This window comes from Shinella sp. WSC3-e, assembly GCF_945994535.1.
GTDB classification, from domain to species: domain Bacteria; phylum Pseudomonadota; class Alphaproteobacteria; order Rhizobiales; family Rhizobiaceae; genus Shinella; species Shinella yambaruensis.
On record NZ_OZ000534.1, the window covers coordinates 312,613 to 337,039 of the forward strand.

At 64.7% G+C, this 24,427-nt stretch carries 20 protein-coding genes and 1 pseudogene; 8 read left to right on the forward strand and 13 right to left on the reverse strand.

Features of this window, described 5'->3' with window-relative positions; translation table 11 throughout:
- From AABF56_RS32165 to AABF56_RS32175, 3 genes and pseudogenes are all read right to left on the reverse strand, one after another.
- Complete coding sequence (locus AABF56_RS32165) at nucleotides 1-1,233, reverse strand: NAD(P)/FAD-dependent oxidoreductase (RefSeq protein WP_272809460.1); 1,233 nt, start codon at nucleotides 1,231-1,233, stop codon at nucleotides 1-3.
- A 63-nt stretch (nucleotides 1,234-1,296) separates the two neighbouring features.
- Nucleotides 1,297-2,175: a 4-hydroxy-tetrahydrodipicolinate synthase gene (gene dapA / locus AABF56_RS32170; RefSeq protein ID WP_272809459.1), complete on the reverse strand. Its 879-nt coding sequence runs from the start codon at nucleotides 2,173-2,175 to the stop codon at nucleotides 1,297-1,299.
- Nucleotides 2,176-2,208: 33 nt separating this feature from the next.
- A pseudogene (locus tag AABF56_RS32175) lies at nucleotides 2,209-2,483 on the reverse strand (amino acid ABC transporter permease); the annotation flags it as partial.
- Nucleotides 2,484-2,717: 234 nt separating this feature from the next.
- Between AABF56_RS32175 and AABF56_RS32180 the strand changes: the two are divergent.
- From AABF56_RS32180 to AABF56_RS32195, 4 genes are all read left to right on the forward strand, one after another.
- Entirely contained in the window at nucleotides 2,718-3,437 is a 720-nt protein-coding gene (locus AABF56_RS32180; RefSeq protein ID WP_272809457.1) for a GntR family transcriptional regulator, read from the forward strand.
- 2 nt (nucleotides 3,438-3,439) lie between these two features.
- Nucleotides 3,440-4,222, forward strand: a complete 783-nt coding sequence (locus AABF56_RS32185) for a pyrroline-5-carboxylate reductase (protein ID WP_272809456.1) — start codon at nucleotides 3,440-3,442, stop codon at nucleotides 4,220-4,222.
- Nucleotides 4,223-4,391: 169 nt separating this feature from the next.
- Entirely contained in the window at nucleotides 4,392-5,504 is a 1,113-nt protein-coding gene (locus AABF56_RS32190; RefSeq protein WP_272809455.1) for a tyrosine-type recombinase/integrase, read from the forward strand.
- A gap of 326 nt (nucleotides 5,505-5,830) precedes the next feature.
- Nucleotides 5,831-6,148 (forward strand): hypothetical protein, encoded by a 318-nt coding sequence (locus AABF56_RS32195; protein ID WP_272809454.1) that lies wholly within the window; start codon nucleotides 5,831-5,833, stop codon nucleotides 6,146-6,148.
- Nucleotides 6,149-6,303: 155 nt separating this feature from the next.
- On the opposite strand, the gene repC is transcribed toward AABF56_RS32195, so the two are convergent.
- The 8 genes from repC to AABF56_RS32235 form a co-directional block, all read right to left on the reverse strand.
- Nucleotides 6,304-7,518 (reverse strand): plasmid replication protein RepC, encoded by a 1,215-nt coding sequence (repC, locus tag AABF56_RS32200; protein WP_272809453.1) that lies wholly within the window; start codon nucleotides 7,516-7,518, stop codon nucleotides 6,304-6,306.
- 200 nt (nucleotides 7,519-7,718) lie between these two features.
- Nucleotides 7,719-8,738, reverse strand: a complete 1,020-nt coding sequence (gene repB, locus AABF56_RS32205; RefSeq protein WP_272809452.1) for a plasmid partitioning protein RepB — start codon at nucleotides 8,736-8,738, stop codon at nucleotides 7,719-7,721.
- On the reverse strand, nucleotides 8,735-9,997 hold the full coding sequence (repA, locus tag AABF56_RS32210; protein ID WP_263194979.1) for a plasmid partitioning protein RepA: 1,263 nt from the start codon (nucleotides 9,995-9,997) through the stop codon (nucleotides 8,735-8,737). Before repA ends, repB begins: the two co-directional genes overlap by 4 nt.
- Nucleotides 9,998-10,179: 182 nt before the next feature.
- Entirely contained in the window at nucleotides 10,180-11,433 is a 1,254-nt protein-coding gene (locus AABF56_RS32215; protein WP_272809560.1) for an ATP-binding protein, read from the reverse strand.
- 219 nt (nucleotides 11,434-11,652) lie between these two features.
- Nucleotides 11,653-12,630 (reverse strand): aminotransferase class IV, encoded by a 978-nt coding sequence (locus AABF56_RS32220; protein WP_272809559.1) that lies wholly within the window; start codon nucleotides 12,628-12,630, stop codon nucleotides 11,653-11,655.
- A gap of 84 nt (nucleotides 12,631-12,714) precedes the next feature.
- Nucleotides 12,715-13,959 carry an aminotransferase class III-fold pyridoxal phosphate-dependent enzyme gene (locus tag AABF56_RS32225; protein WP_272809558.1) on the reverse strand — a complete coding sequence of 415 codons (1,245 nt, stop codon included), beginning with the start codon at nucleotides 13,957-13,959 and terminating at the stop codon, nucleotides 12,715-12,717.
- A 52-nt stretch (nucleotides 13,960-14,011) separates the two neighbouring features.
- Complete coding sequence (locus AABF56_RS32230) at nucleotides 14,012-15,610, reverse strand: ABC transporter substrate-binding protein (protein ID WP_272809557.1); 1,599 nt, start codon at nucleotides 15,608-15,610, stop codon at nucleotides 14,012-14,014.
- A 45-nt stretch (nucleotides 15,611-15,655) separates the two neighbouring features.
- A complete protein-coding gene (locus AABF56_RS32235; RefSeq protein ID WP_272809556.1) occupies nucleotides 15,656-17,830 on the reverse strand; it encodes a dehydrogenase E1 component subunit alpha/beta in 2,175 nt (724 codons plus the stop codon).
- A gap of 147 nt (nucleotides 17,831-17,977) precedes the next feature.
- Here AABF56_RS32235 and AABF56_RS32240 point away from each other — a divergent pair, with 147 nt between their 5' ends.
- The 3 genes from AABF56_RS32240 to AABF56_RS32250 are packed head-to-tail and all read left to right on the forward strand — an operon-like array spanning nucleotide 17,978 to nucleotide 21,043.
- Complete coding sequence (locus AABF56_RS32240; protein ID WP_272809555.1) at nucleotides 17,978-19,117, forward strand: acyl-CoA dehydrogenase family protein; 1,140 nt, start codon at nucleotides 17,978-17,980, stop codon at nucleotides 19,115-19,117.
- 58 nt (nucleotides 19,118-19,175) lie between these two features.
- Complete coding sequence (locus AABF56_RS32245) at nucleotides 19,176-20,399, forward strand: four-carbon acid sugar kinase family protein (RefSeq protein ID WP_338341940.1); 1,224 nt, start codon at nucleotides 19,176-19,178, stop codon at nucleotides 20,397-20,399.
- A complete protein-coding gene (locus AABF56_RS32250; RefSeq protein ID WP_336314420.1) occupies nucleotides 20,399-21,043 on the forward strand; it encodes a class II aldolase/adducin family protein in 645 nt (214 codons plus the stop codon). Before AABF56_RS32245 ends, AABF56_RS32250 begins: the two co-directional genes overlap by 1 nt.
- A 3-nt stretch (nucleotides 21,044-21,046) precedes the next feature.
- On the opposite strand, the gene AABF56_RS32255 is transcribed toward AABF56_RS32250, so the two are convergent.
- Both AABF56_RS32255 and AABF56_RS32260 read right to left on the reverse strand, forming a co-directional pair.
- Complete coding sequence (locus AABF56_RS32255; protein ID WP_272809552.1) at nucleotides 21,047-22,345, reverse strand: acetoin dehydrogenase dihydrolipoyllysine-residue acetyltransferase subunit; 1,299 nt, start codon at nucleotides 22,343-22,345, stop codon at nucleotides 21,047-21,049.
- Between the two features lie 23 nt (nucleotides 22,346-22,368).
- Entirely contained in the window at nucleotides 22,369-23,226 is an 858-nt protein-coding gene (locus tag AABF56_RS32260; protein WP_272809551.1) for an IclR family transcriptional regulator, read from the reverse strand.
- A 219-nt stretch (nucleotides 23,227-23,445) separates the two neighbouring features.
- Here AABF56_RS32260 and AABF56_RS32265 point away from each other — a divergent pair, with 219 nt between their 5' ends.
- Entirely contained in the window at nucleotides 23,446-24,426 is a 981-nt protein-coding gene (locus AABF56_RS32265; protein ID WP_445949913.1) for an ABC transporter permease, read from the forward strand.
- The last annotated feature ends 1 nt before the right edge of the window (nucleotide 24,427 follow it).

A 24,427-nucleotide genomic window follows, 5' to 3' on the forward strand; every position in this document is an offset into this window, starting at 1 on the left:
TCAGAAGCGGTCGACCCGATAGGGATGCATGTCGACGGGCGGCGTTGCACCGGTGATGAAGTCGCCCATCAGGCGCGCGGTCGTCGCAGCATAGGTGACGCCCAGATGGCCGTGGCCGGTGGCATAGAAGACGCCCGGCGTCCTTGCCGAAGCCGACATGACCGGCACAGTATCGGGAAAGGCGGGGCGATGGCCCATCCATTCGGAAAATTTCTCGCAGCGCAGGTTCGGCAACGCCGACTGCGCCCGGCGCACGGTCACCTTCGAGCGGCGGTAGTCGGGCGCGGCATCAAGGCCCGCCATTTCCACCGTCCCGCCGACACGGATGCCGCCCACCGTCGGCGTGACCATGAACGCCCGGGCCGGCCAGATGATCGAATGGCGCATGGAAATACCCGGCGACATGATCTGCGTATGATAGCCGCGCTCGGTCTCCAGCGGCATCGGTTCTCCCAGCATTTTCGAGAGCAGACCGCTATAGGCGCCTGCCGAGATCACAACCTCATCGGCGACGATGCGACCGCCGTCCGCAAGCCGCACGGCGGCGATGCGGCCGGACCGCTCGAAGCCCGCCACCGCGCCGCGCCGGATTTCACCACCGAGCGCGGCGAAGCGCTGCGCAAGTCTGTTCACCAGACGAAACGGGTCGCGCAGGCTGCGGTTCTGGGGGAAGAGCACGGCGATGCCGATGCTGCCCGACAGTTCCGGTTCCAGTTCACGCGCCTCCGCGCCCGTCAGCCGCCGGTGCGGGAAGCCGAAGCGCTCCAGGATTTCGATATGCTCGCGGTCGGCACGGAACTCCGCCTCGTCGCTGTAGAGTGAAAGGCAGCCCTCTTCCGTCAACTCGCCTTCCAGTCCCGTTTCCCGCAGCAGGGGCAAGAGGTCGTCATAGACGCGCCTGCACAGAACCGCACCCTCGGCTTCGAGACGTCGCAGCTTGCCCGGCCGCGAGGCGGCGACGAAACGCAAGAACCAGGGAAGGAGCTTCGGCAAATAGCCAGGGCGAATACGCACCGGCCCCTCCGGATCGAGCATCCAGCCCGGAATCTGCCGCCAGATCGAGGGGCGCGAGGCCGGCATGAACTCGGTCACGGCAATCGAGGCCATGTTGCCGTAGGACGCGCCGCGCCCGACCTCGTCCCTGTCGAGGAGAACGACCGGCCGGCCGCGCTTTTGCAGTTCGTAGGCGATGGCCGTGCCGATGATCCCTGCGCCGACAACCACGGTGGTCATGCGTATCCTCGCTCCGTCAGGCTCCACGTTGGCCGGACGGTCCATCCGCCTGGCCGCGCCGGCTTACCAGGCCAGGATCGGCTGCATGGCCGCACGGAACTCGGCCTTTTCCTCGTCCGTCAGCGGGCCGAGAGGCGCGCGGCATTCGCCGACCGGCAGGCCCTGCAATTCGCAGCCGTACTTGATCTTCTGGACGAACTTGCCGGATTCGAGGATGTTCATCGCCCGGTAAAGGGTCTTCATCATCTCACGAGCCTTGCCGAGATCCCCCGACCTGTAGACCCGGTCGAGATCGCAGCAGGCCTTGGCCATGCAGTTTGCCGGACCGCATATCCAGCTCTCCGCGCCCCAGAACATGAAGTCGAGCGCGATGTCGTCAGAACCAGAGACGAGCTGGATCCTGCCCTCGTAGCGGCTGGCGATATCGATCGCGCGTTGCAGCACGCCCGAACTCTCCTTGATGCCGATGACGCGCGCATTGTCGGCGAAGTGATCCATCAGTTCGAAGCTGATGTCCGATCCGTCCTTGGCAGGATAGCTGTAAAGCACGAGATTGACGTCGACGGCAGCGAGCACGGTCTCGTAGTGCCTGATGAGCTCGGCCTGGGTCGGGCGGGTGTAGAAGGGCGGCGCGAGCAGGACCGTGTCGTAGCCGATGTCCCTTGCCATGGCGGTCTGCTCGATGACCTCGCGCGTGGCTGGTGCATTGGTGCCGGCGATCAGGGTTTCGCCCGACCTGGCGAAGTCCTTGACGAACTGGAGAACATCGCGGCGTTCCTCCGTCGACTGGCTGAAATATTCACCGGTCGAGCCGTTCGGCACCCAGCCGGTCACTCCGGCCTCGCGCAGATGCGCGAACAGCTTTTCGAAGGCCTTGAAATCGACACGGCCATTGGCATCGAAGGGGGTGACGAGGGCGGGCATGACGCCTGAGAGTTTCATGAGAGTCTCCATTCGAGGATCGGGGTGGGCGCGTCAGGCGGCCAGCCGCTTGAGGATGCATTGTTCAATGACCGTGACGGCGCGCGTCAGCGGGAAGGCGATGGCGAAGCAGACAAGGGCGACGGTGGTCAGCACCTCGATGGTGCGGGCCGTGGTGTTGGAAATGGTCTGACCGCCGAGAGCGCGCTTTCCTTGAAGAGGCCGACGCAATTGGACAAGAGCGTCGGTGCCGCGCGCAGCACGGCCTGCGGAAGAACGGCGCTCGTCGTGCACGCGAAGGCAGAAAGCCCCGGCGCCATGCTGGCATCGCCCGCAGAGTGGACATCATCACATTCGAGGCATGTGCATTTCCCCAATCTTGAACGCTGAAAGCGCGGTTCCCGTCGGCTTCGGCCGGTTTTCCACAGCCCTTCCCTGTCGTCTTGATGTCGACTTTATGAACTATGTCGCCTCCGTGTCGACAAAGTCAAGCGGATATTTTACGATTGCTGCGACGCTGATTTTCTGGCCCAATGGGCACGAAATGCGGAAAGGAACGTTAAGTGTCTGAGGAAATTGAAGCGAAACGCGTGCGTGGCATGGGCTCGAAGAGCGTGTACGACACGCTGCGTACCGAAATCCTGGCGCTCATCCTGCCGCCCGGCCAGCTGCTCGACGAGACGACACTTGCCGAACGTTTCGACATGTCCCGCTCGCCGATCCGCGAAGCGTTGATCCGGCTCGCCGGCGAAGAGCTGGTGGTGACGCTCTCCAACCGCAGCACCATCGTCGCGCCGATCGAGGTGGCGAGCTTTCCGAAATATGTCGAGGCTCTGGATGTCGCCCAGCGCATGAACACGCGCCTTGCGGCGGCGCTGCGCACGGAAGCGGACCTGAAGATCATCGCCAAACGCCAGAAGGAGTTCGAGGCGGCGGTGAAGACCGGCCAGCACCTGAAGATGTCGGAGGCCAACAAGCAGTTCCACATGGCCGTCGCCTATGCCGGAAAGAACGCCTATCTCGCTTCTTTCTACGAACGGCTCCTCAACCAGGGCCAGCGCATGCTGCACCTGCACTTCGAATATCTGGAACGCACCGGCGACGGTTATCTGCTGACGGACGAGCACGAGCTGATGCTGGAGGCGATCCGCACCAAGAATGTCGAGCTGGCCGACGAGTTGGCCCACGCCCATACCCGGCAGTTCCAGGACAATTTCATCGCGTTCCTGCGTGAAAACTATACGACCGAGGTGTCCTTCGGTTCTCTTGCCGCGGCAGAATAGCCATGTCCCTGCCCCAAAAGATCGGCTTCATCGGAACCGGCGCGATCACCGACGTCATGGTGCGCGGCCTGCTCGCAAAACCCGCCGCCGTGCCGCATGTCATGGTGTCTCAACGCAGCGCGGACATTTCCGCGGCGCTCGCCGCCGACTTCCCGCAGATGCTCGTCTCCGCTCACAACCAAGCGATCGTCGACGGCTGCGACACCGTCGTGCTGGCGATCCGCCCGCAGATTGCGGAAGAGGTCATCCGCCCCCTCACGTTCCGAGACGGCCAGAGTGTGATCAGCGTCATCGCCGCGACGAGCCGTCCCGCCCTCCTCGATTGGATCGGCGCGGATGTCCGCCTGTCGCAGGCGATCCCCCTGCCCTTCGTCGCGCGGCGCAAGGGCGTCACCGCCGTCTACCCGCCGGATGCGGATACGGCGGCCATCTTCGGCGTGCTTGGCAATGCGGTCGAATGCGAGAGCAAAGCGGAATATGACCTGCTTGCCGCCGCGAGCGCCCTTATGGCGACCTATTTCGGCCTCATGCACCGCACGACGGAATGGCTCGCGGAAAACGGCCTGCCGGAAGAGAAGGGCCGCGCCTATCTCGCCCCGCTCTTCGCCGGCCTTTCCGAAACCGCGCTTCTTGCCGGCAAAGACGTCACGTTCATCGAGATGAGTCGCGAATTTGCCACCAAGGGCGGCCTGAACGAGCAGGTTTTTCAGGACTTCGACGGCAAGGGCGGCTCGGATGCTTTGAGGCTGGCGCTGGATCGAGTGCTCAACCGGATAACAAGGTGAGTATGTACGAGGGGGCTTTTGCGCAAGTTCGTACTTAGAGAGCGACAGTGGCGAAACTGCTCCAAGCGTGCGGTTTTTGCATTCCCGATCAGATAAACCGCACAATCCGTCCTATCGTCGTTGTGCCGGATAACGTTGCCTTATCGCTCGTTATATTCATTATGAAGCAATGAGCCGAATCGACGACCGCAATAGCGACCTTCATCCTCCGCAGACCTCTGCACCGCCGCACAGCGCACCGGCCGTCGACGGCATGGCCACCGCCGTTGCCGCGCCGTCCGCCTCCCCTGCCCTGCCGGCCCACCTGCGGGACCTCACCGAACGCGCCCGATCCTATGTCGAGGCCGCCAGCGCCGCCAACACGCGAAAGGCCTACGCCTCCGACTGGAAGCACTTTTCCGCCTGGTGCCGCCGGCAGAACGTTTCCCCCTTCCCTGCCGACCCGCAGGTCGTCGGCCTCTACATCACCGCCTGCGCCTCCGGCACGGCAGAGCGCGGCGGCAAGCCGAAGACCGTCTCCACCATCGAGCGGCGCCTTGCCGCGATCGGCTGGAACTGCGCGCAGCGCGGCCAGCCCCTCGACCGCAAGGACCGCGCCATCGCCACGGTCATGGCCGGCATCCGCAACCGCCATGCCGCCCCGCCGCGCCAGAAGGAGGCCCTGCTTCCCGAGGACCTCATCGCCATGCTGGAGACGCTCGACCGCGGCACGCTGCGGGGCCTGCGCGACCGGGCCATGCTGCTCGTCGGCTTTGCCGGGGGCCTGCGCCGTTCGGAGATCGTCGGCCTCGACCTTGGCCGCGACCAGAGCGAGGACGGACGCGGCTGGATCGAGATCTTCGACAAGGGCGCGCTGGTGACGCTGCGCGGCAAGACGGGCTGGCGCGAGGTCGAGATCGGCCGAGGTTCCTCCGATGCCACCTGTCCCGTCGCCGCGCTGGAAACCTGGATCCGCTTTGCCAAGATCGCCCGCGGCCCCCTCTTCCGCCGCGTGACGGGCCGGGGCAAGGCCGTCGGTCCGGACCGGCTCAACGACCAGGAGGTGGCGCGCCTCGTCAAGAAGGCGGCGCTTTGCGCCGGGGTGCGCGGTGACCTGCCGGAGGCCGAGCGGATGCAGGCCTTCGCCGGCCACTCGCTGCGCGCCGGGCTCGCCTCCTCGGCCGAGGTCGACGAGCGCCATGTCCAGAAGCATCTCGGCCACGCCTCGGCCGAGATGACCCGCCGCTACCAGCGCCGCCGAGACCGCTTCCGCGTCAACCTCACTAAGGCCGCCGGGCTTTAGGTCACCTGCCCCCAAAAAGCTTCCGCTCTGGAGTGCGCTGTGACTCCCGTTAGGATGGGGTGGTCATGGCGCGTTTGTTCTGACGGGTTTTGAGCACGAAGCGATCCCGCAGCAGCAGCTGCGACGTGAAGGGTGAGGATGACCGGCTCGTACTGGGCGGCGATGAAATCGCGTCCCCTTTGCTGCTCCACCAGAGCGGAGAAAGAGACAGGCGGCACAGCTACGCCCGTCAACATTACCAAACCGGCGCACAAGGTCCGGGTGAGGTTCGTCAGGATAGATTCTCGGGAATCCGATACGGAACGCGGCGGCAACAGGACATCAAGATGAGCGAACTGCAGAACAAGGCGGTCACGCTGGCGGCGCAGGAGGAAGGTGACCTGGCTTCCCAGTCGCCGTCTGATCGGTGCATCCCATTTCTCAAGAGCGCGCTGGACCTCTACTTCGTCCTTGGCGGCAACGATGCGACGTTGGATGCGCTTCTCTACGCCCATCACGATACCCCGCGCCCGAGGGTTGACGCTGCGGTCGCCAATGTGATGATCGAATTGGCCGTCGCCAGCCACCTCAACGATATCGATATGGTGCAGGCCGCATACAATCGCCTTGACGTGGAACTCGGCAACCTACGCCATCAGAAATAGGCTCGCCAAGAGTTTTTTTGGTTCCTTGCCATCAGATGCCGCGGTCGTCCCGGAGGCTGGCATTTCCGCCCGCCAAGCCGCAATGAAGCCGGCGTAGACATCGCAGATCGCATCTCAAAACCCTGACAGCTGTCAGGGTTTTTCCACCCTCCTTGTTATCCAACGCTTCTGTCGTTTGCGCTCTGCCCCCGAAGCAAGGCCATAAGCGCCGGCCCCAGCGAAAACTCGCCCCGTTCCGCCCGGCGCGTCAGATCTCGAAGATATCCCCCCGGAGAATTGATGTGTCCTGCCCGCTCGAGGATGCAAGCAACCGCCACGGCCGCGTTTTCCGCGCCCATCACCTCACAAGCCTCCTGGTAGGCCGAAGGACTGATGCCCAACATCGACCGCACCACCACGGCAGCCGACATCAGGTCTCGCCAACCATCGATTTTGCCGCTGGGCCCGTACAGGCCGATGTCAGGGCATGCCCGCAGAACCATACCAAGCGGGAAATTGCGGATCGGCACCCTCGGCGCTGCATGATCATTTCCCGGCATCGCCCCCAGCTCTTTTTTAGAGCTAGGTTCAAGTTCATATGTGGATTCGGATTTTGAATTCTGTATATGGCGCTCATCATGAGCAGCATTGGTGCTTTTATTCTTCTCATTCTCCTGTCTTTCCAGGATGTTGACGATCTCGCCGCGCAAGAGCTCCATTTCGTCCAGAGCTGCCCCAACCTCGCCCTTGGTCGGTGCGCGGGGCAGCCGCGCGAGAATGCCGGCATAGGTCTCCTCCACCGTATTCCAATCGCCTGGAGCCCCCTCCTCCATCGCGGCGGAGATCAGCTTGCGCACATCACGCCGGCAGATCGTCAGGTTCTCCTTAATGCGGCGAAAAGCCAGGCGGTCCGAAACAACCTGCTGCGCCAGCATGGCCAACTCTTCGGCGCGTGACAGGAGCGGCGAGATATCGAAGCCGAACGCGGTCTCGATGTCTCCGGCCTTGTCCTTGCGGGCATAGCGCTTGCCGTTCGCGCTATCCTTCCGCACGATCAAACCGGCGTCGACGAGCAGACCGAGATGCCGCCTGAGGGTCGCCCCTGCGATGCCGTGCGCCCGCAGCGCCAGCTGCGCATTCGACGGGAAGACGATGAGTTGCGCCTCCTGGCGCAATTCGTTCTCCGGATAGAAGCTCAGGAGCGCATCCAGCACGGCCAGGCTTCTGTCTTGCAGGCCCAGCAATTCCCTCGCCTCCGAGGCATCCCGGAAGATCTTCCATTTGTCCGCAGTTTTGCCCGGCCTGATCTCGGCCGTCGCCAATTGCCGGCGCACCAGCGCAAGGGTCATCGGCCGCCGCCCGAAAGGCGTCGTCACATATCCACTCTGCATCTTCCTTCACCCTTGCAAAAGGCAAAAGAAAGCCGCTCGCCCAAAATGGCGCCAAAGACTCTTGACTACGATTCGTGGAAATGCGATTCTCGAGGTGCTAAATCAGAGAGGGGCTTCCACGACGGCAACGTTTTGGGGGCCTTTTTCTTTTGCTGTGCTTCCTTTCTCGTTATCTGGAACCCTGACAGCTGTCAGGGTTGTCACTCGTCCCGCAGACGAGCAAATCGCTCGGCAAGGCTTGGCAACTCGGCCTGCACGAATTTCAGGAACGCGGTTCCGAAAGCGCCCTCCGCAGAAATCCGGACCTCCCTCGCGGAAGCGGTCACCGCGCCCAGCTTTCTGCCGCTCGCATCCGCGATTGCAGTCGCCCCGGTGGTTTTTCCCGGGGCAGCCGGTTTCACCGCGTCCAGCGCCCGCTGGAATTTCTGGTCGGATGTCTGGGGGGCGTCGGCCTCGCTCGAAAGAGCTGCCCGAATGGTGTCGAGAGCCTGCCCGTCACCCGCCACGGTCTTCGCGAGGTCGAGCCAGCGCGGCCGGCCGATTTTCGGCGCCCGCCCGATCGCCGCGATGATGTCGGCCGGCAGCGCGCGGCAGACGCTCCGCATCCTCGCAAGTTCGGCGTCTTCGATCGAAAGCGCTGCATAGATGTGCCGCGCCTTTATGCCCGCATCATCCATGCGTGAAGCAAAAAGCGCGCGCTCGATCCATGTCAGGTCCTGGCGGCTGGCATTCTCGATGCCTTGCGCGAGAACCAGATCGAGATCCGAGATCTCCACTTCGATGGCGCGAACGGGTTTGCCGAGCTGCCTGGCGGCAAGCCAGCGCCGATGCCCGTAGACGATCTGATAGCGGCCGGCGGCAGAAGGGTGCTTGCGGACCTGAATGGGAACCTGCTGCCCCTCGCTCTCGATCGAGCGCTTGAACGCCTCGAAGTTCGCCGCGTCATCGTCCGGCAACCTGTCAGGGTAGGGGGAGGGGTCGATCAGCGCGGCATCCAGATCCCGAACGGCCCCTCCGCCCGACTCCACAAGGGCCTTCAGTCGGTCCCGTTCCGAGCGGATATCGTCGATCGCCCTGTGAGCCGCGCCGATGACGCCGGCACCGACGCGTTGCGTCGAAGCCGCAGGCGCCGGCTGCCCGTCGTCTGCGAGCTTGTTCTCCAGCTCTGCCGAAAGCAGGCCGAAACTGGCCACGATCGATTTGCGGGATGACTTGCTCATGTCCGCCCCCAGCTGTCATTGATAAGGCGCACAATCGCCTCGTTGACGGCATCGACCGCTTCCCGCGCCCGCTTGTGGGTGTCTCGCCCGATCTGGCCCATTTCGAGCTCGTATAGCGAACGTTTTGCCAGGCCGGCCGCTTCGACCGCCGTGCTCTCGATGGCTGTCGGCAGGAGCACATCGGTGCCGAACATATGGCGCAGCATCGCGACGACCTGCGACTGCGGTGCGTCATTCGGATCATGGCGGGTGACCAGGTAGCGGATGAAATCCTGATCCAGCTGAGCGCCGCTTTCATTCAAGACGCTGATGAGGTCGCCCATCATCAGGAGGAACTGGCTCATCGATGCGACGTCCAGCATGGCCGGGTGCACGGTGATGATCATGCTGGTCGCCGCGTAAATGGCACTCAAGGTCAGAAAGCCGAGCGACGGCGGCGTGTCCAGGATGACGACATCATAGTCTGCATCGACCTCCGCAAGGGCGAGCTTCAGCCTCTCGAAGAAAATCGCACCCGAACCCGACTTGTTTGCCAGGACACGGGGCGTTTCATGCTCGTATTCCATGACCTCCAGATTGCCTGGAACAAGGTCGATCCCTTCGAAATATGTCTTGCGAATGACCTCGCGGATCGGGCGCCGCTCGGCATCGTCATAGCGCAAGGCAGCATAGATCGTCTCGTTCGAACCGACATCCACCTCGGGCTGGGAACCGAACATCGCGGACAAGGACGCCTGCGGATCCAGGTCCAGCGCGAGAACGCGATAACCCTTGAGCGCCAGATAGTGGGAAAGGTGGACGCAGGTCGTCGTTTTCGCACTGCCACCCTTGAAATTCGCGATCGCGATGACCTGGAGATGCTCTCCAGGGCGGCGGCGAGGAAGAAACCGCAGCGCTTCCGCGGGCTTCTGCCGCGCGAACAGCTCGCGAAGCTCATTGATCTGAGCCAGGGTATAGACGCGGTGGTTGTTCTCGAGCCTGCTCGGGACCGGTCCGCGCCCTTCGGTGGACATGAGCTTCAGGGTGGAATCGGGTATGGATGTGAGCTTCGACACTTCGTTTGTCAAAAACGATCGAAGGGTCTTCTCCGACTTCGGAGGGTACATGCGCGTTCTGAGTTGCTGCAATTGTGCCGACAGAAGCCCGGCATGACGCATGATCTTGCCGCCGGCATCTTCCTTGGCGCCAAAAATTGGTTCTGCTCGATCTGCTATCGCCATGTGTTCCTCTTGGCGGCCTTCAGCCGGTTTGCCGGCCATTGCCCGCCAAAGATAGAACACGATTCTCCCGGACCGTCCAGAAGTTTAGGGTTAACAAAAGGTTAACGGGACCAGCCGGGCACCTTTAAGAATGCCTGTTTTTCATGGGCTTCGCCCACATATCCACGGCCAGTTTCGATAGCGAATACCGGTGCAAAACTGGGGTTCCGAGCGGCACAGGCCTACATCGTCCAGAGGACCGAGATCGGCGCGGCCTGCAATTTCTCTCCGAAAGGTGTGATGCGATCGTGATCGTGCAGGACCAGCCCGCGGACAAACCGGTCACCGACAGCGTCCTGAAGCTGGCGCAATCCCCGGAAATCATCCGGTTTCACGGTCGCGGAGGCCTTCACCTCGATTCCGATGATGCGACCCCGACGATCCTCGATGATCACATCGACCTCGTCCTGGTCCTTGGTCCGATAGTGCGAGAATGCAAGACGTCGCTCAGACCAGGAAGCAAGCTTCAGAATCTCGGAGACGACAAAGCTTTCGAGTAACGGGCCGAACCGCGTTCTGTCCTGGGTCAACCGCTCCGTTTCGTCTTCCCGCAATGTCGCAAGCAATCCGGTATCGACGAAATGCAGCTTCGGCGTTTTGATCAGGCGGCTGAGGCGGTTGTTCGACCAGGGCGAAAGGGTCCTGATGAGGAACAGCCGCTCAAGGATCGCGACATATTTCTGGGCCGTGACGCTCGACAGGCCGAGCGCCGCACCGAAGCTGCTGTGGTTGACCAATTGCCCCGCGTGCTCGGCGAGCACGTTCAAAAGGCGCGGCAGACGGTCGAGTTGATCGATGTTCGCGATGTCGCGGACGTCCCGATCCAGAATGAGGGCCACATAGTCCTCGAGCCACGCGGCGCGACGCGCCATGGTCGAGCGGCGCAAGACTTCCGGAAAGCCGCCCTTCAAGACCATGTCCACCAAGCCGTCACCAAAGACGGCCGCGCCGCCGGCCGCCGGCTCCTCGCCGTCGAAGAGACGGTCCAGCAACCGGCCGGGGGTCGAGAGGATTTCGGACTGGGCAAACGGAAAAAGAGAGATGACGGCCATGCGTCCGGCCAGAGAGTCGGCAATGGCCGGCATCGTCGCCAGATTGGCCGAACCTGTCAGCAAGAACCGCCCGGGCTCTTCGTCCCGGTCGACACTCTCCTTGATTGCCAGCATCAGGTCGGGTGCGCGCTGCACCTCGTCGATGACAGCCCGTCTGATGCCGCGTATGAAGCCGATCGGATCGGCTTTCGCGGCATTGAGGGTGCCGGCGTCGTCCAATGTAAGGAATGGCCGGTCCTCGCCGGAGAACATTCGTGCAAGTGTCGTCTTGCCGGCCTGGCGCGGGCCGGCGATCAGGACGACGCGCGTGTCGGCCAAGGCGGTTTCGACGTTCCGACGAACCTTGCGTTCAATATGGTGGCGGGGCAGGGGAGGCGAACTCATGCGGCCACTCTTAACGCAGGCTCCGTCCAATTTAAAGTGTGAAACCGTCCATTTTTAATTTTATGAGCGTCCAAACTCCACTGCGCGCGCTGGAGCATGGATCCGTATGCAGCCTATCCGTGGCCGCAAGTGGTGCCGGTCATGGTGTTTGCCGAGGTGCGCCCTGCCGCATCATGACCAAGCACGCTTTCCCGGGGAGCTGCGCCCGAGCACGCTGAATCAGCGGGCCGATGCGCCGTATTCCTCGACCGCAAAGCTCAGCTCCGGGTCGGCATGGGCGTCCCAGTAGCCCTTCCACAGGGCCTTGCTGATGGGGCCGACCTGGCCGTCGCCGACCGGCTGGCCGTCGAGCGTGGTGATCGGCATGACGCCGCCGGCGGTCGTCACGAAGAGGATCTCGTCGCACTGGTAGGCAAGCTCCACCGGCACATCGTCGATCGTGTAGGGATAACCGAGCTTTTCGGCGACGGCGAGCACGGACTTGCGCGTCACGCCCTCCAGCACGCCCTTTCTCGGCGTGTAGAGCTTGCCGTCCTTGATCAGGATGACGTTGAAGCCGGAGCCTTCCGTAAGATTGGCGTCGCCATCGGTCAGGATCGGATACATCGCGCCGCGATCGCGCGCCTCCATCAGGCCGCGGGTGAAATCGCCCCATTGCAGGTTCTTCACGGTCGGGTCGATGGCGCCCGGCGGCACGCGGCGCACGGTGCGGGTGATGACGGCGCTGCCGCCGGTCTTCTGCGTCGCCTCGTCCATGACCCAGAGATAGGGCATGACCATGAGATAGCAGACATTGTCGCATTCCTCGGGCGCATACTGGCGCACGAAGCGAAGGCCGCGGGTCACGATCATCATGACATAGGCGTCGCGGATGCCGCTCTTGACCGTCATCTCGACGAGCCGGTCGCGGATTTCCTGCCGCGGCAGCGGGCTCTTGAGGCGCAGCTGGGCACAGCTCTTCTCGAAGCGGTCGAGATGGTCCTCCAGCCGGAAGAACCGGCCGTTCCAGACGGCCGGCACGTCATAGGTCAAGTCCGAATGCAGGAAACCCTGGTCGAGGATCGGGATGCGCGCCTCGTGCAGCGGTACATATTCTCCCGCAATATAGGCGATCCCCCTGGCGAACGGATTGTCGCTGGCTTCGAGCTCTTTCACGCGCCGGCGATAGTCTACAAAGATATGGTCCGTATAGGACATGATGCCTGCCTCCAAAAAGGACTGTGGTGACACGCCGTTGCGCGCCGCCAGCAAGACGGCGCGCAGGGTGTAGAACGGCGATCGTCAGGCGGCGAGGATGCCCGCCGAGACGATATCGCCGAAGGCACCGTCCGCGGCCTCGAGCGCCCGGTCGATATCCTCGGGCGTATGGGCGGCGCACAGGAACATGTTGTGCTTGGGATGCAGGTAGATGCCGCGCTGAAGGGCCGCCAGGCAGAAGGCGTTGGCGATCTTCAGCTCCTGGTCGCCGTCGAAGAGCACCATCGGCATCTGCGCCGGCCCCGTCTGCCGCAGCCTGAAGCCGTGCCGAGCGGAGATCGTCGTAAGGCCTTCCCGGAAACGCTCGCCCATGGCTTCCGTATGCGCAAGAGCATCGCTGTCGCGGAGGATCCGGACGGTCTTGACCGCGGCCGCCATGGCGGCCGAGCCATACCAGAAGGAACCTGTGACGAAGACCTTGCCGGCGCCGTCCCGGAAGCGTTCCGTGCCCGCCACGGCAGCAAGCGGCCAGCCATTGGCGATGGCCTTCGAATAGGCCGCAAGGTCGGGCTTGACGCCGTAGCGCGCCCAGCTTCCCCGGACGTCGAGGCGGAAGCCCGCGCGCACGTCGTCGAGAATGAGGGCTGCGCCCGTGCGGTCGCAGATCTTGCGCGCATGGGCAAGGAAGGTGGCCTGCGGCAGGTGCTGGTCCTTGCCGACATCATGCTGGAAGGCGGTCAGCAGGATGCCCGCAAGATCGTCGCCAGCGGCATCGACCGCGGCATCGAGGCTGGCGGCATCGTTATAGTCGAAGACGATGATATGGGCACGATCCTCCGCCGTCACGCCGAGCAGCGACGGCGAGCACCACGGAACGGCGCCGTGATAGGCGCCACGGGCGACGAGAATCTTGCGGCGTGCGGTGGCCGCGCGTGCGATGGTGACACAGGCCGTCGTCGCATCCGTGCCGTTCTTCTGGAAGAGCGTCCATTCGGCGTGATCGAGCGTATCGACGAGCAGTTCGGCAAGCTCCACCATGCTTTCGGTCGGCCCGTTGCCGACGTCGCCTGCATCGATCCGGGCGAGGGCGGCGGCGTCCACCTCAGGGTGGCGATAGCCGAGCACGTTCGGCCCCCAGGCGCACATGAAGTCGATATATTCGTTGCCGTCCGCATCCCAGACGCGGCAACCGTCCGAGCGGGAGAAGAATTGCGGATAGCCCGGCGCGATCGCCCGGGTCGCCATGTGGCCCCACATGCCGTTCGGCACGACGCGCCGGGCGCGCTCGACGAGTTCCGTGTCGCGGCTGTTCAGCAGTTTCGCTGTCATCTTGCGTGTCCTCCTTGGCGGGAGAGGCGTACCGCCTCTCCCGATGGCTCGGTCAGTTCGTGATTTCAGCCAGCGGCAGGTTGCAGCAGGCACTGTAGCGAACACCCTTGAGGTCCGGGCTGTGCGCCAGGATGAGGTCCGGGCTGACCATCGGGATGATGATCCGGGCCTTGGCCATCAGCTCGCCGGCCTCGAACCAGAGCTTCTCGGCTTCTTCCGCCGGCGCGGCGAGCGCCTGTTCGCGCAGCTTGCCGGTTTCCGTGCTGATGATCGAGGGATCGGTTTCGCCTCCCGCGCGCTTGGCCCAGACGGAGCCCTCCGACAGGCCGAAGACGTCGACATATTGCGAGGTGCCGAAGAAGTCGGGCGCGAAGAAGACGGCGGTCAGCGGAATGTGGTCGCCGTTGGCCGCTTCGCGCCAGTTGGCGAAGGGAACCGGCGAGAGCTCGACCGTGATGCCCACTTTGGCCAGATCCTGCTGGATCTTCTGCATCATCAGCGAGAAGTCGACGCCATAGACGTTCATGTCCGGATAGATCGACTTGAGCGTGAAGCCGTCGCCGACGCCGGCCGCCGTCAACAGTTCCTTGGCACGGTCCGGATCGTAGGCGGGAATCTCGTGGTTGTCGCCGCCCGGGAAGCCGAGCGGGATCGGCGTCGCGATCGCGCGACCGGCGCCGCCGACGGTGAAGTCGATCAGCGATGTCCGGTCGATGGCGATCGAGATGGCTTCACGCACCTCCGGCGTCAATTTGACGGTGTTGGCCTTGGCGCCCGGCGACAGCGCGATATAGACGAAATTGTAGGACGGCACCTTGTCCACCACCACATTGCTGCCTTCGAGCGTCTTGGCGGTCTCCGCGTCGATCTGCATGGCGATGTCGGCAGCGCCGGACTGCAGCATCTGCGCCTGCGCCACGGCATCCTTGACCTGGCGGAAGACGACCTGCGGGATCGTCGGGGCCTTGCGCCAGTAGTTTTCGTTGCGCTTCAGGCGCAGCTCCGCATTCGGCTCGTAGGATTCGAGGACGAAGGGCCCGCTGCCGGCGGAATTGCTCAGGAACCAGTTCTCCGACGTGTCCTTGTCGACGGCCGTCGCATCCGACAGCGCGCCGTTGGCGGCAGCGACATCGCTGTTGATGATGCCGAGGAAGCCCGCGGACGCCTGGTTGAGGAATTCCGAATTCGGCGCGGAGAGCTTGATGACGACCGTCTGCGCGTCGGGAATGTCGATCGAACTGATGGGGTCGGCGATGAAGGCGCCGTTGCCCTTGATATTCTTCAGCCGCTCGAACGACCATTTCACATCCTTCGCCTCCACCGGCGAACCGTCGGAGAACTTTGCCGCCGGGTCGAGCTTGAAGGTCAGCTCGGTCTGCTCCGGGTTGATCTCCCAGCTCGAGGCGATCAGCGGCTGCACCTTGTTGTCCTTGTCGAGCGTCACGAGCTGCTCATAGACCGAGGTGTTGTAGATCTGGCAGGTGTCGCACCAGGCGCGGGCCGGATCGAGCGAGTTGACGTCCATGTCACGGGCGATCACCAGCGCACGCTCTTCGGCCGATGCCGGCTGGATGGCCCCGCCCAGCATCGTGGCGGACAGGGCGAGCGAAAGAAAGGCCAGTCTGGATTTCGATGGAAGAAGTCGTTTCATCGGTTGGATACCTCCAGTTTGACGGGCTGCGGATGCCCTGTTCCACTATTTTTCCGCAATTCGAAGCAAGGCGTCCCGCACGTCGGCAACCGTCGCAAGCGCTGCACGATTGAGGGCGGCCGAGACCGTGGGGGCGGCAAGCCCGCCGGTCACGCGCAGGATTTCGTGGTCGAGACAGTCGAAGAAGCGTTCCTGGATCTCGGCGGCCCAGGTGCCGCCCATCGACAGGCTACGCGCGGTCTGCTCGGCAATGACGACCCGGCCGGTCTTGTCGATCGATTGGCCGATGAACTGCCAGTCGATGCCGTGATGGTCGATGTTGCGCAGGTCGATGACCTCGGCGTTGATGCCCGTCTCCTCCGCCGCCCTGATCGCGTTCTGGACCATGACGGAGGTCGCCAGGACCGTGCAGGCGCTTCCGGGCCGCACGATGCGCGCCGAGCCGAAGGGAATGAAGAAGTCCCGGTCTCCTGCCGGCACCTCGAATTCCTTCTGGTAGAGTTCGGTATGCTCGAAGACGACGACGGGGTCGTCGCAGGCAAGCGCCGAATTCATCAGGCCGATATAGTCGAAGGCGTTCGACGGCGTGACGATGCGCCAGCCGGGAAACAGGCCGAAGAGCGCCGACGGATCGCTGGAATGCTGCGAGCCGTAGCCTGTATGGGGCGAGATGCGCACGCGCATGACGATCGGAACGGGAAAGCCGTCGCCGAACATGTGGCGCACCTTGCCGACGCCGTTGGCGATCTGGTCGGCCGCGGTGAAACAGAAATCGCCGAACATGATCTCGACCACCGGCCGCAAGCCATTGAGCGCCGCGCCGAGGGCGACGCCCGTGAACCCGTTCTCGGCGATCGACATGGGCAGGACGCGCTCGGGCCAGCGCTCCAGCGCGCCCTTGGTGAAGCCACTGACGCCGCCGCGCATCTGGTGGGCATCCTCGCCCATGACGATGATGCGCGGATCGCGCGCCATCGCGGCGGCCAGCGTCTCGGAGGCCGCGGTGACGAACTTCACCTTCTCGACGGCATCGGGGCGCATGTCGTCGTGGTCGAGGAAGCGCTTGTCGGCGAGCTCGGAAAGGTCGCCCAGAATGCCATGGTCGCGCGTCGTCGGATCCGGCCAGAGGCTGTCGGGAATACGCAATGTGTTGCCGCCGGGGACCGGTTCGGTCAGCTTTCCGGCCGCTGCCGCGACCCGGTCCGTCACCAGTGCATCGATCTGCGCGAACTCTTCCGGGGAGAGCAGGCCGAGCGCCGCCAGGCGCGCCTCGGCGAGCGCGATGGGGTCGCGCTCACGCCATGCGGCTTCCTCTTCTTTCGTGCGATAGCCGAAATCGCTGCCGCTGCGGGATCCGGATTGATGGAAATGGCGGTAGCAGAGGGCCTCGATCACGACGGGACCGCCCGTCTCGCGGATGATGCGGCGAGCCTCCACCATGGCCCGATGCACGGCGACGACATCCATGCCGTCGCATTCGATCGCGGCGATGCCGAGCATCGCGCCGCGGGACGACAGCCGCGTCTCGCGCGTCACGTCGGCAATATGCGTGGAGACGCCGTAGAGGTTGTTCTCGATGAAGAAGATCACCGGCAGGCCTTGCGCGGCGGCGATGTTCATCGCCTCGTAGCTCGCGCCGTTCTGGGCCGCGCCGTCGCCGAAGAAGGCGACGGAGATGTGGTCGCGGCCGAGCATCTTGTCGGCGAGCGCATAACCCGCCGCATGGGGCGGGTTGCCGCCGACGATCGCCGAGGTGCCGACGACGCCGGCGCCGGCAAAACGCATGTGCATGGAGCCGCCCCGGCCGCCGCAATAGCCGGGGGTCAGGCCCATGATCTCGGCCATGAAACGGTAGATCGCCTCGTCCATGCCGGGCGTGAAGGCATCCTTGCGGATGTCGAAGCCTTCTGGAATCGAGGGATTGAGCAGCTTCAGCAGCACCTGGTGGTGCGCGCGGTGCGTGCCGTTGATCTTGTCCCCGGTGCCGAGCGCCGCCATGGCGCCGACCGCGCCCGCCTCCTGGCCGATGCTGGCATGGGCCGGGCCGTGGATCAGGCCCGCCTTCTCGAGATCCAGCAGCTTTTCCTCGAACCGGCGGATGAGCAGCATCTGGCCGTACCAGTGGACGAGGTCTCGTGCCTGTTCCTCGCTCCAGTCCGCTTCGTCCAGCTCCAGCCGGAACCAGGGGGCGGAAGGGGCGAGCGGTATCTGGCGTGCCATTCGTATCCTCGGTTCGCAGGGAGCCGCACCGGGCTCAGTTCTCGTTTATGGAAATAAATTCCGATTTCTGTTGAATGGCACACTAAGCTGTGCCAGCCTTTGGATGCAACAGAAATTTTCGTGAGTTGCCAAAGAGGAAGAAAAGCGATGATCCGGGACGCCGAAGTGTTGAACGCCCTGGTTGAGATGGTGCACCGGTTCGTGCGCGAGCGCCTTCTGCCTGCGGAGGCACGCGTAGAGGAAGACAACGCCATTCCTCCGGAAATCATTGCGGAAATGCGCGCGCTCGGCCTCTTCGGCATGTCCATTCCGGAAGAGCATGGCGGGCTTGGCCTGACAATGGAGGAGGAGGTGCGCGTCGCCTTCGAGCTCGGTTATGCCTCTCCCGCCTTTCGCTCCGTCATCGGCACGAACAACGGCATCGGCTCGCAGGGCATCATCGCCGATGGCACCGAGGCGCAGAAGCAATACTGGCTGCCACGCATGGCGACGGGCGAAATCATCGGCTCCTTCGCCCTGACCGAGCCGGACGTCGGCTCGGATGCGGGCGCCGTGAAGACCACGGCGCGGAGAGACGGCGACCACTACATCCTCAACGGCACGAAACGCTACATCACCAATGCCCCGGTGGCCGACGTCTTCACCGTCATGGCGCGCACCGGCGGTCCGGGGCCTGCGGGCGTGACCGCCTTCCTGGTGCCGAAGGACAGCCCCGGCCTCAGCCTTGGTCCGATCGACAGGAAGATGGGGCAGCGCGGCACCCGCACCTCGGACGTCATCTTCGACGATTGCTGCATCCCGGCCGACAGCGTCATCGGCGGCGTGGAGGGCGTCGGCTTCAAGACCGCGATGAAGGTGCTCAACCGCGGCCGCCTGCATATTTCGGCGGTCTGCGTCGGCGCCGCGGAGCGGCTGTGCGACGAGGCCGTGCGCTTCGCGCGCGAGCGAGTGCAGTTCGGCAAGCCGATCGCGGAGCACCAGCTCATCCAGGCCATGCTCGCCGACAGCTCGACCGAGGCCTTTGCCGGACGCGCCATGGTTCTGGAGGCCGCGCGGCGGTTCGATGCGGGCGATCGTGTCATCCAGCAGGCGGCGAGCGCGAAACTGTTCTGCTCGGAGATGGTCGGCCGTGTCGCCGACCGCGCGGTGCAGATCCATGGCGGCGCCGGCTACATGCAGGACTATCCGGTGGAGCATTTCTACCGCGATGTCCGGCTGTTCCGGCTCTACGAGGGCACATCGCAGATCCAGCAGCTCATCATCGCCCGCGAAATGCTGAACGCCTGAGGCCGGACCGATGCAGCGAGCCCTTGGAATCGTCGCGGATGACTTTACCGGCGCCCTCATGGTCGCCGGCTATCTGGAGGGCGTCGGTATCCACTGTCCCGTGCTCTTCCGCCCCGAGGCGGAGATCCCGCCCGCGGCCGTGGTGATGGCCGGCACCCGGACACGCACGGTGCCGGTCGCAGAGGCGCTTGCCGAGCTCGGCCGTTTCACCGACGCCTTCCTGCAGGCCGGCTGCAGACGGATCGCCTACAAGGCCTGCGCCACGTTCGATTCCACCGAAGACGGCAATATCGGCCCGGCCGCCGACTACCTCGCCGATCGCGCTGGGGTGCGGCCGGTGCTGATGAGCGCCGGCTTTCCCCGCTTCGGCACCACGGTCCACCAGGGCTACATGTTCTATCGCGGCCGCCTCGTTTCCGAATCGATCAAGCGTTTCGACCCGCTGACCCCGATGTCCGATCCCGATCTCGTCCGTTTCGTGGGGCGGCAGACGCCGCACCGGATCGCGCTCCTGAATCACGCCGCCCTTCGCAGCGGTGCCGATGCGGCACGCGTCGCCATCGAGGCCTTTGCGGCCGAAGGAGCAGGCCACGTCTTCCTGGACACCACCGACGACGGCGACGTCGAGACCGCCGCCGAGGTCGCGGCGGCGATGAACCGCGTCGTCGTCGCCAGCGATCCCCTGATCATCGCCTACGCGACCCGCCTCGGCCACGCCATGCAACCGGATCCGGTGCCCTCACCGCAGCAGGTCGACGGCCCCACGGCCGTCATTGCCGGAAGCGTCGGGCCGGTCGTCCTGGCTCAGCTCGCGGCTTTTTCGGCCAATTATCCCTTATTGACGCTGGATTTGCTCGATCCGGCCGGGGAGGAGGGGCTGGTTTCCGCCGCGCTCGGCTGGGCCTCCGGGCGGATCGGCGCAGCCCCCCTCGCCATTTCGACGGCGACCGGACCGGAAGGTGTCGCCGCCGTGCAGGCCGCCTTCGGCCGGGTGGAGGCGGCCCGCCGCGCGGAGCGCATCCTCGGGGCCATCGCGAAGGGATTGCGCGATCGCGGGGTTCGACGATTTATCGTTGCGGGCGGCGAGACGTCGGGCGCGGTTGTCGATGCGCTCGGCATCGCGGCCGCTCGGGCCCTGCCGGAAGGCCCGCTCGGAACCGGCTTCTGCATATCCTGCGGGCCAACACCCCTTTCGCTATATCTCAAACCCGGCAAGCTGGGCGCCGACGACATCCTGCTGAGCGCCGTCGAAGCGATGAACCAATGGAGTAGTGGACGATGATGGATGAAACGGCGGCGAGGATGGCCCTGGTCGAGGCGAGCCGGCGATCGGTGGCGCTCGGCCTCAACAGCGGAACGGTCGGCAATTTCAGCCTGCGGCACGGCGAGGGCATGCTGATCACGCCGACGGGCATCGCCCCCGACGCCCTCGCGCCCGAGCAGATCGTCGCGATGGATCTCGACGGCGCCTGGATCGGCGGCTGGCGGCCGTCCTCGGAATGGGCCATTCACGCCCGGCTCTACGCCACGACGAATGCCGGCGCCGTCGTCCATACCCACCCCGACCACTGCGTCGCCCTTGCCGCGCTGCGCTGGCCGATCCCGCTGTTCCACTACATGGTCGCCGGCTTCGGCGGCAGCGAGATCCCTTGCGCGGACTATGCCTGTTTCGGGAGTATCGCGCTTGCGGAAACGGTGGTCGCCGCCATGGGCACGACCCATTCCGCCTGCCTGATGGCCAATCACGGCGCGGTCACCATCGGGCCTGATATCGGGACAGCGCTGGCGGGCGCGGAGAAGCTGGAAACGCTGGCGCGGCAATACGTGCTCGCCCGTTCGATCGGCGAGCCCGTTCTTCTGACGCAAGCGGAACTTGCCGATGTGCGCGCCCGCTACGGCACCTACGGCCAGCAGGCGAAACGCTGACCGTCAGCCGCTGCGACACACCTCGCCGAGGATCCTCATCACCAGCGCCGGATATTCGAGATGCGGCATGTGCCCGCAAGCGTCGAGGGCATGCAGCCCGACATTGCCGGGCAGGCCGGCCGTGGCACTGAACGGCAGGATGCGATCCTGCCGGCCGAAGACGATCCGCACCGGCTGGGACAGGCGGGCAAGGTCGTCACGGATGGAGATCGCCTGCGTTCCATCCGGGAAGAACCGCTCGGCAAAGGCACGCATCGCCGCCGTCAGGCCCGTATCGTCGCGCTGCTGCACCACCGCCTGCAGGAAAGCCGGCGAGATGACAGCGGCATCATGGATCAGGAGATCGAGCCAGGGTTTCAGGCTCTCCCGCTGCCGTGCGCGCAGCACGCCCTCGACAAAGGCACCGTTGATCTGGGGCCCGAGGCCCGCAGGGGAGACGAGGCAGAGGCCGCGGATATCCAGCTGCCTGCGGCTTGCCAGCCGCGCCGCCAGCGCACCGCCGAAGGAATGGCCGGCCAGAACGAGCGGACCATCATGTTCCGCGGCAACGGTCGCCTCGATGCTTCCGGCCATCCGGTCGAGGTCTTCGGGAACCGCATGCGACGAGCGCCCGTGCGCGGGAAGGTCGATGGCCAGCGCCGGCCAGTCCGCGCGCGTGGCAGCGAGCATGCCGCGCCAGTTGTTGAGGTCCGCGCTGAAACCATGGAGGAGCACGACGGGCAGGCCTTCGCCCTTGCGCAGCCAGACCGCATTCAGCGTTGCGGGGCTGCTTTCCTTTCGCGCCGCAGGCAGCACGGCAGGGTTTTCGACTGTTGCGGGCCGGCGGGCCTGGCCGGCGTCGCCGATCCTCGCAACGACGTCGGTCTTCTGGATCCGCCCGCCCGGGCCGGTGCCGGTGAGGCCGTCCAGCGCGATGCCATGCTCGCGAGCGATGCGGCGGGCGAGGGGAGTGGGATTGGGGCCGCGCCCGCTTCGCCGCACGCCTGGCACGAGAATGGCGCGGGTTGCTTCATTCGCAGGCTCCCCGGCGGCGGCCTCCCGCGGCTCCGTCTCGCCGTAGGTTTCCCCGGCTCCATAGATGCGCGCGACATCCGCGCCGACATCCACCTCTATCTCGCTGTCGACCAGGGCATGGATGACACCGGTTGCCGGGGATTCGACCTCGACGGCGGCCTTGTCGTTGTCGATCTCGAAAAGGACCTGCCCCTGCCGGACGGTTTCACCCTCGGAAACGAGCCAGCGGGCGATGCGGCCGCTCGACATTTCGAGGCTGACCTTCGGATAGACGACATGGGTGGGCATGGGGGATCCCTTGAGGCTTGAGCCTATTCGGCCGAGGTTTTCCAGGTGGGTGGTCGTTGCAAGGTGGGGAACGGATCGGGCTCCCCGGCAAGCCGCGCGCGCAGGCGGCGCGTGAGCCGGAGCAGCCCGGGACCGACGGATTCCCGGCAATGGTTGCGCGAGAGGATGTCGACGATCCCGCCGCAGGTGAGCGCGACGAGGGGCGAACCATCCGTCGGCCGGAAGGCGACGCCGACGGCATTGATATAGCTGTGCCAGCTGCCGAAGGCGCTGATGAAGCCGTCCCGCCGGTAGTCCTCGATGGCGTTCGCAACGAGGCGATCGAGTTCCTCGGCCTTTTCGGGCTCGGCCACGACCAGCTGCCCGACGACGGACTGGCGAATGTCCGGCTGCATTTCCGCAAGATAGGCAAGGCCCATGGCCGTGCGGTAGATCGGCAGGCGCGAACCGACATTGAGGCGCAGCGAAACCGGGCTCATCGAGCGGCAATTGGCGAGATAGACCATCTCCAGCCCGTCGCGCGTGCCGAGCGCGGCGGCGGCGCCGGTCTGGTCCGCCAGTTCCTGCATCAGGGGTCTTGCCATATGGATGACGGCGCTGGAGCTGAGCGCCGAATAGCCAAGCGAAACCGTCGCCGGCCCGATGCTGTAGCGGCCGAGCATGTCGTCGTAATGGAGATAACCGAGGCCGACGAGCGTCGAGGTCAGGCGCGAGACGGTTGCTTTCGGCAGGCCCGTCCGTTCGATGAGATCCTGGTTGCCGAGCGTGGCGTCGTCGGCAGTGAAGGCCCGCAGGATCTCCAGGCCGCGTGTCAGCGAGGCCGCGGAATTACCGCCCTCCGCGCCTTCGCTGCCGTCTGCCGGTTTGGTCCGTTTACGCATGTCTTGCCTTTCGTTTCAGCGCTGCTGGAGCCATAGCGGATTTTCGCGATCTGTCGATCTTCCGTAAATGGAATATAATTTCATTTATGTTGACGTCCGCTTCGCCTGTTGTCAATAATGCCTGCATCGATCTCTCCCCATTCGCCGGTCGGCACGGGATGGCACACGGGTTAAAGGACGCGATTTGTGACACGATACATTCTGCGACGCCTGGTCGCGATGCCCTTCCTGGTTCTCGGCATCGTAACGCTCGCCTTCCTGCTGACGACCGTGACCAAGGGTGACCCGCTGACGGCGATCGTGTCGGACCGGCAGATGAACGACCCGGTGGCGGTGGCCGCCGCGAAGGCGCGCTGGGGGCTCGATCGCAGCCTGCCGGAACGCTACGTCATCTATGTCGGCAACCTTCTGACCGGCGACATGGGCACCTCCTTCATCACGCGCCGGCCGGTCGCGCAGGACGTGTTCTTCCGCCTGCCGGCCACGATGGAGCTCGTCCTTGCCGCGATGCTCATCGGCTCGACGATCGGCATCACGCTGGGCGTGCTGGCAGCTTATTTCCGCAACACGGTCATCGACCATGCGGCGCGTTTCTTTGCCCTGTTCGGGTCGTCCATTCCAGTCTTCTGGCTGGGGCTGGCGCTGCTTTATGTCTTCTCGGTCAAATGGGGCATCCTGCCCGGTCCCGGCCGGCTGGATCCGCGGGCGACCCCTCCGCCGTCCGTCACCGGCTTCATGACCATCGACACCCTGATCGCCGGGAACATGAAGCTCTTTCTGGATGCGCTCTGGCATCTGATCCTGCCCGCCTTCGTGCTCGGCTGGGCCGTCGCCGGCACCATATCCCGCTTGGTGCGCGCCAATATGCTGGAGGTGCTGGACCGGGAATTCATCCTGACGGCGCGCGCGAAGGGGGCGGGGGAGCTTCGTGTCGTGGTGCGCCATGCGCTGCGCAACACGCTCGTGCCGACACTGACCGTCATCGGCTATTCCTTCGCCTACCTGCTCACGGGGGCCGTCCTGACCGAGACGATCTTCTCCTGGCCGGGCATGGGGTCCTACGCGGTGGAGGCGGCGCGCGGCCTCGATTTTCCCGCCATCATCGGGGTCACCATCGTCGGGGGCGTGGTCTTCCTGCTGACCAACCTCATCACCGACATTGCCTATGTCATCGCCAATCCGCGCGTGCGTCTGGGATAAA

What these genes read in the sequence shown, in the direction of transcription:
- repA (WP_263194979.1), bottom strand. Translation starts at nt 9,997, where the DNA reads ATGGCCGGCAAACCGGCTGAAGGCCGCCAAGAGGAACACATGGCGATA.
- AABF56_RS32215 (WP_272809560.1), bottom strand. Translation starts at nt 11,433, where the DNA reads ATGAGTTCGCCTCCCCTGCCCCGCCACCATATTGAACGCAAGGTTCGT.
- AABF56_RS32235 (WP_272809556.1), bottom strand. Translation starts at nt 17,830, where the DNA reads ATGGCACGCCAGATACCGCTCGCCCCTTCCGCCCCCTGGTTCCGGCTG.
- AABF56_RS32245 (WP_338341940.1), top strand. Translation starts at nt 19,176, where the DNA reads ATGGTCGCCGGCTATCTGGAGGGCGTCGGTATCCACTGTCCCGTGCTC.
- AABF56_RS32195 (WP_272809454.1), top strand. Translation starts at nt 5,831, where the DNA reads ATGAGCGAACTGCAGAACAAGGCGGTCACGCTGGCGGCGCAGGAGGAA.
- AABF56_RS32185 (WP_272809456.1), top strand. Translation starts at nt 3,440, where the DNA reads ATGTCCCTGCCCCAAAAGATCGGCTTCATCGGAACCGGCGCGATCACC.
- AABF56_RS32240 (WP_272809555.1), top strand. Translation starts at nt 17,978, where the DNA reads ATGATCCGGGACGCCGAAGTGTTGAACGCCCTGGTTGAGATGGTGCAC.
- AABF56_RS32220 (WP_272809559.1), bottom strand. Translation starts at nt 12,630, where the DNA reads ATGTCCTATACGGACCATATCTTTGTAGACTATCGCCGGCGCGTGAAA.
- repB (WP_272809452.1), bottom strand. Translation starts at nt 8,738, where the DNA reads ATGAGCAAGTCATCCCGCAAATCGATCGTGGCCAGTTTCGGCCTGCTT.
- repC (WP_272809453.1), bottom strand. Translation starts at nt 7,518, where the DNA reads ATGCAGAGTGGATATGTGACGACGCCTTTCGGGCGGCGGCCGATGACC.
- AABF56_RS32225 (WP_272809558.1), bottom strand. Translation starts at nt 13,959, where the DNA reads ATGACAGCGAAACTGCTGAACAGCCGCGACACGGAACTCGTCGAGCGC.
- AABF56_RS32230 (WP_272809557.1), bottom strand. Translation starts at nt 15,610, where the DNA reads ATGAAACGACTTCTTCCATCGAAATCCAGACTGGCCTTTCTTTCGCTC.
- AABF56_RS32190 (WP_272809455.1), top strand. Translation starts at nt 4,392, where the DNA reads ATGAGCCGAATCGACGACCGCAATAGCGACCTTCATCCTCCGCAGACC.
- dapA (WP_272809459.1), bottom strand. Translation starts at nt 2,175, where the DNA reads ATGAAACTCTCAGGCGTCATGCCCGCCCTCGTCACCCCCTTCGATGCC.
- AABF56_RS32265 (WP_445949913.1), top strand. Translation starts at nt 23,446, where the DNA reads ATGCCCTTCCTGGTTCTCGGCATCGTAACGCTCGCCTTCCTGCTGACG.
- AABF56_RS32255 (WP_272809552.1), bottom strand. Translation starts at nt 22,345, where the DNA reads ATGCCCACCCATGTCGTCTATCCGAAGGTCAGCCTCGAAATGTCGAGC.
- AABF56_RS32165 (WP_272809460.1), bottom strand. Translation starts at nt 1,233, where the DNA reads ATGACCACCGTGGTTGTCGGCGCAGGGATCATCGGCACGGCCATCGCC.
- AABF56_RS32260 (WP_272809551.1), bottom strand. Translation starts at nt 23,226, where the DNA reads ATGCGTAAACGGACCAAACCGGCAGACGGCAGCGAAGGCGCGGAGGGC.
- AABF56_RS32250 (WP_336314420.1), top strand. Translation starts at nt 20,399, where the DNA reads ATGGATGAAACGGCGGCGAGGATGGCCCTGGTCGAGGCGAGCCGGCGA.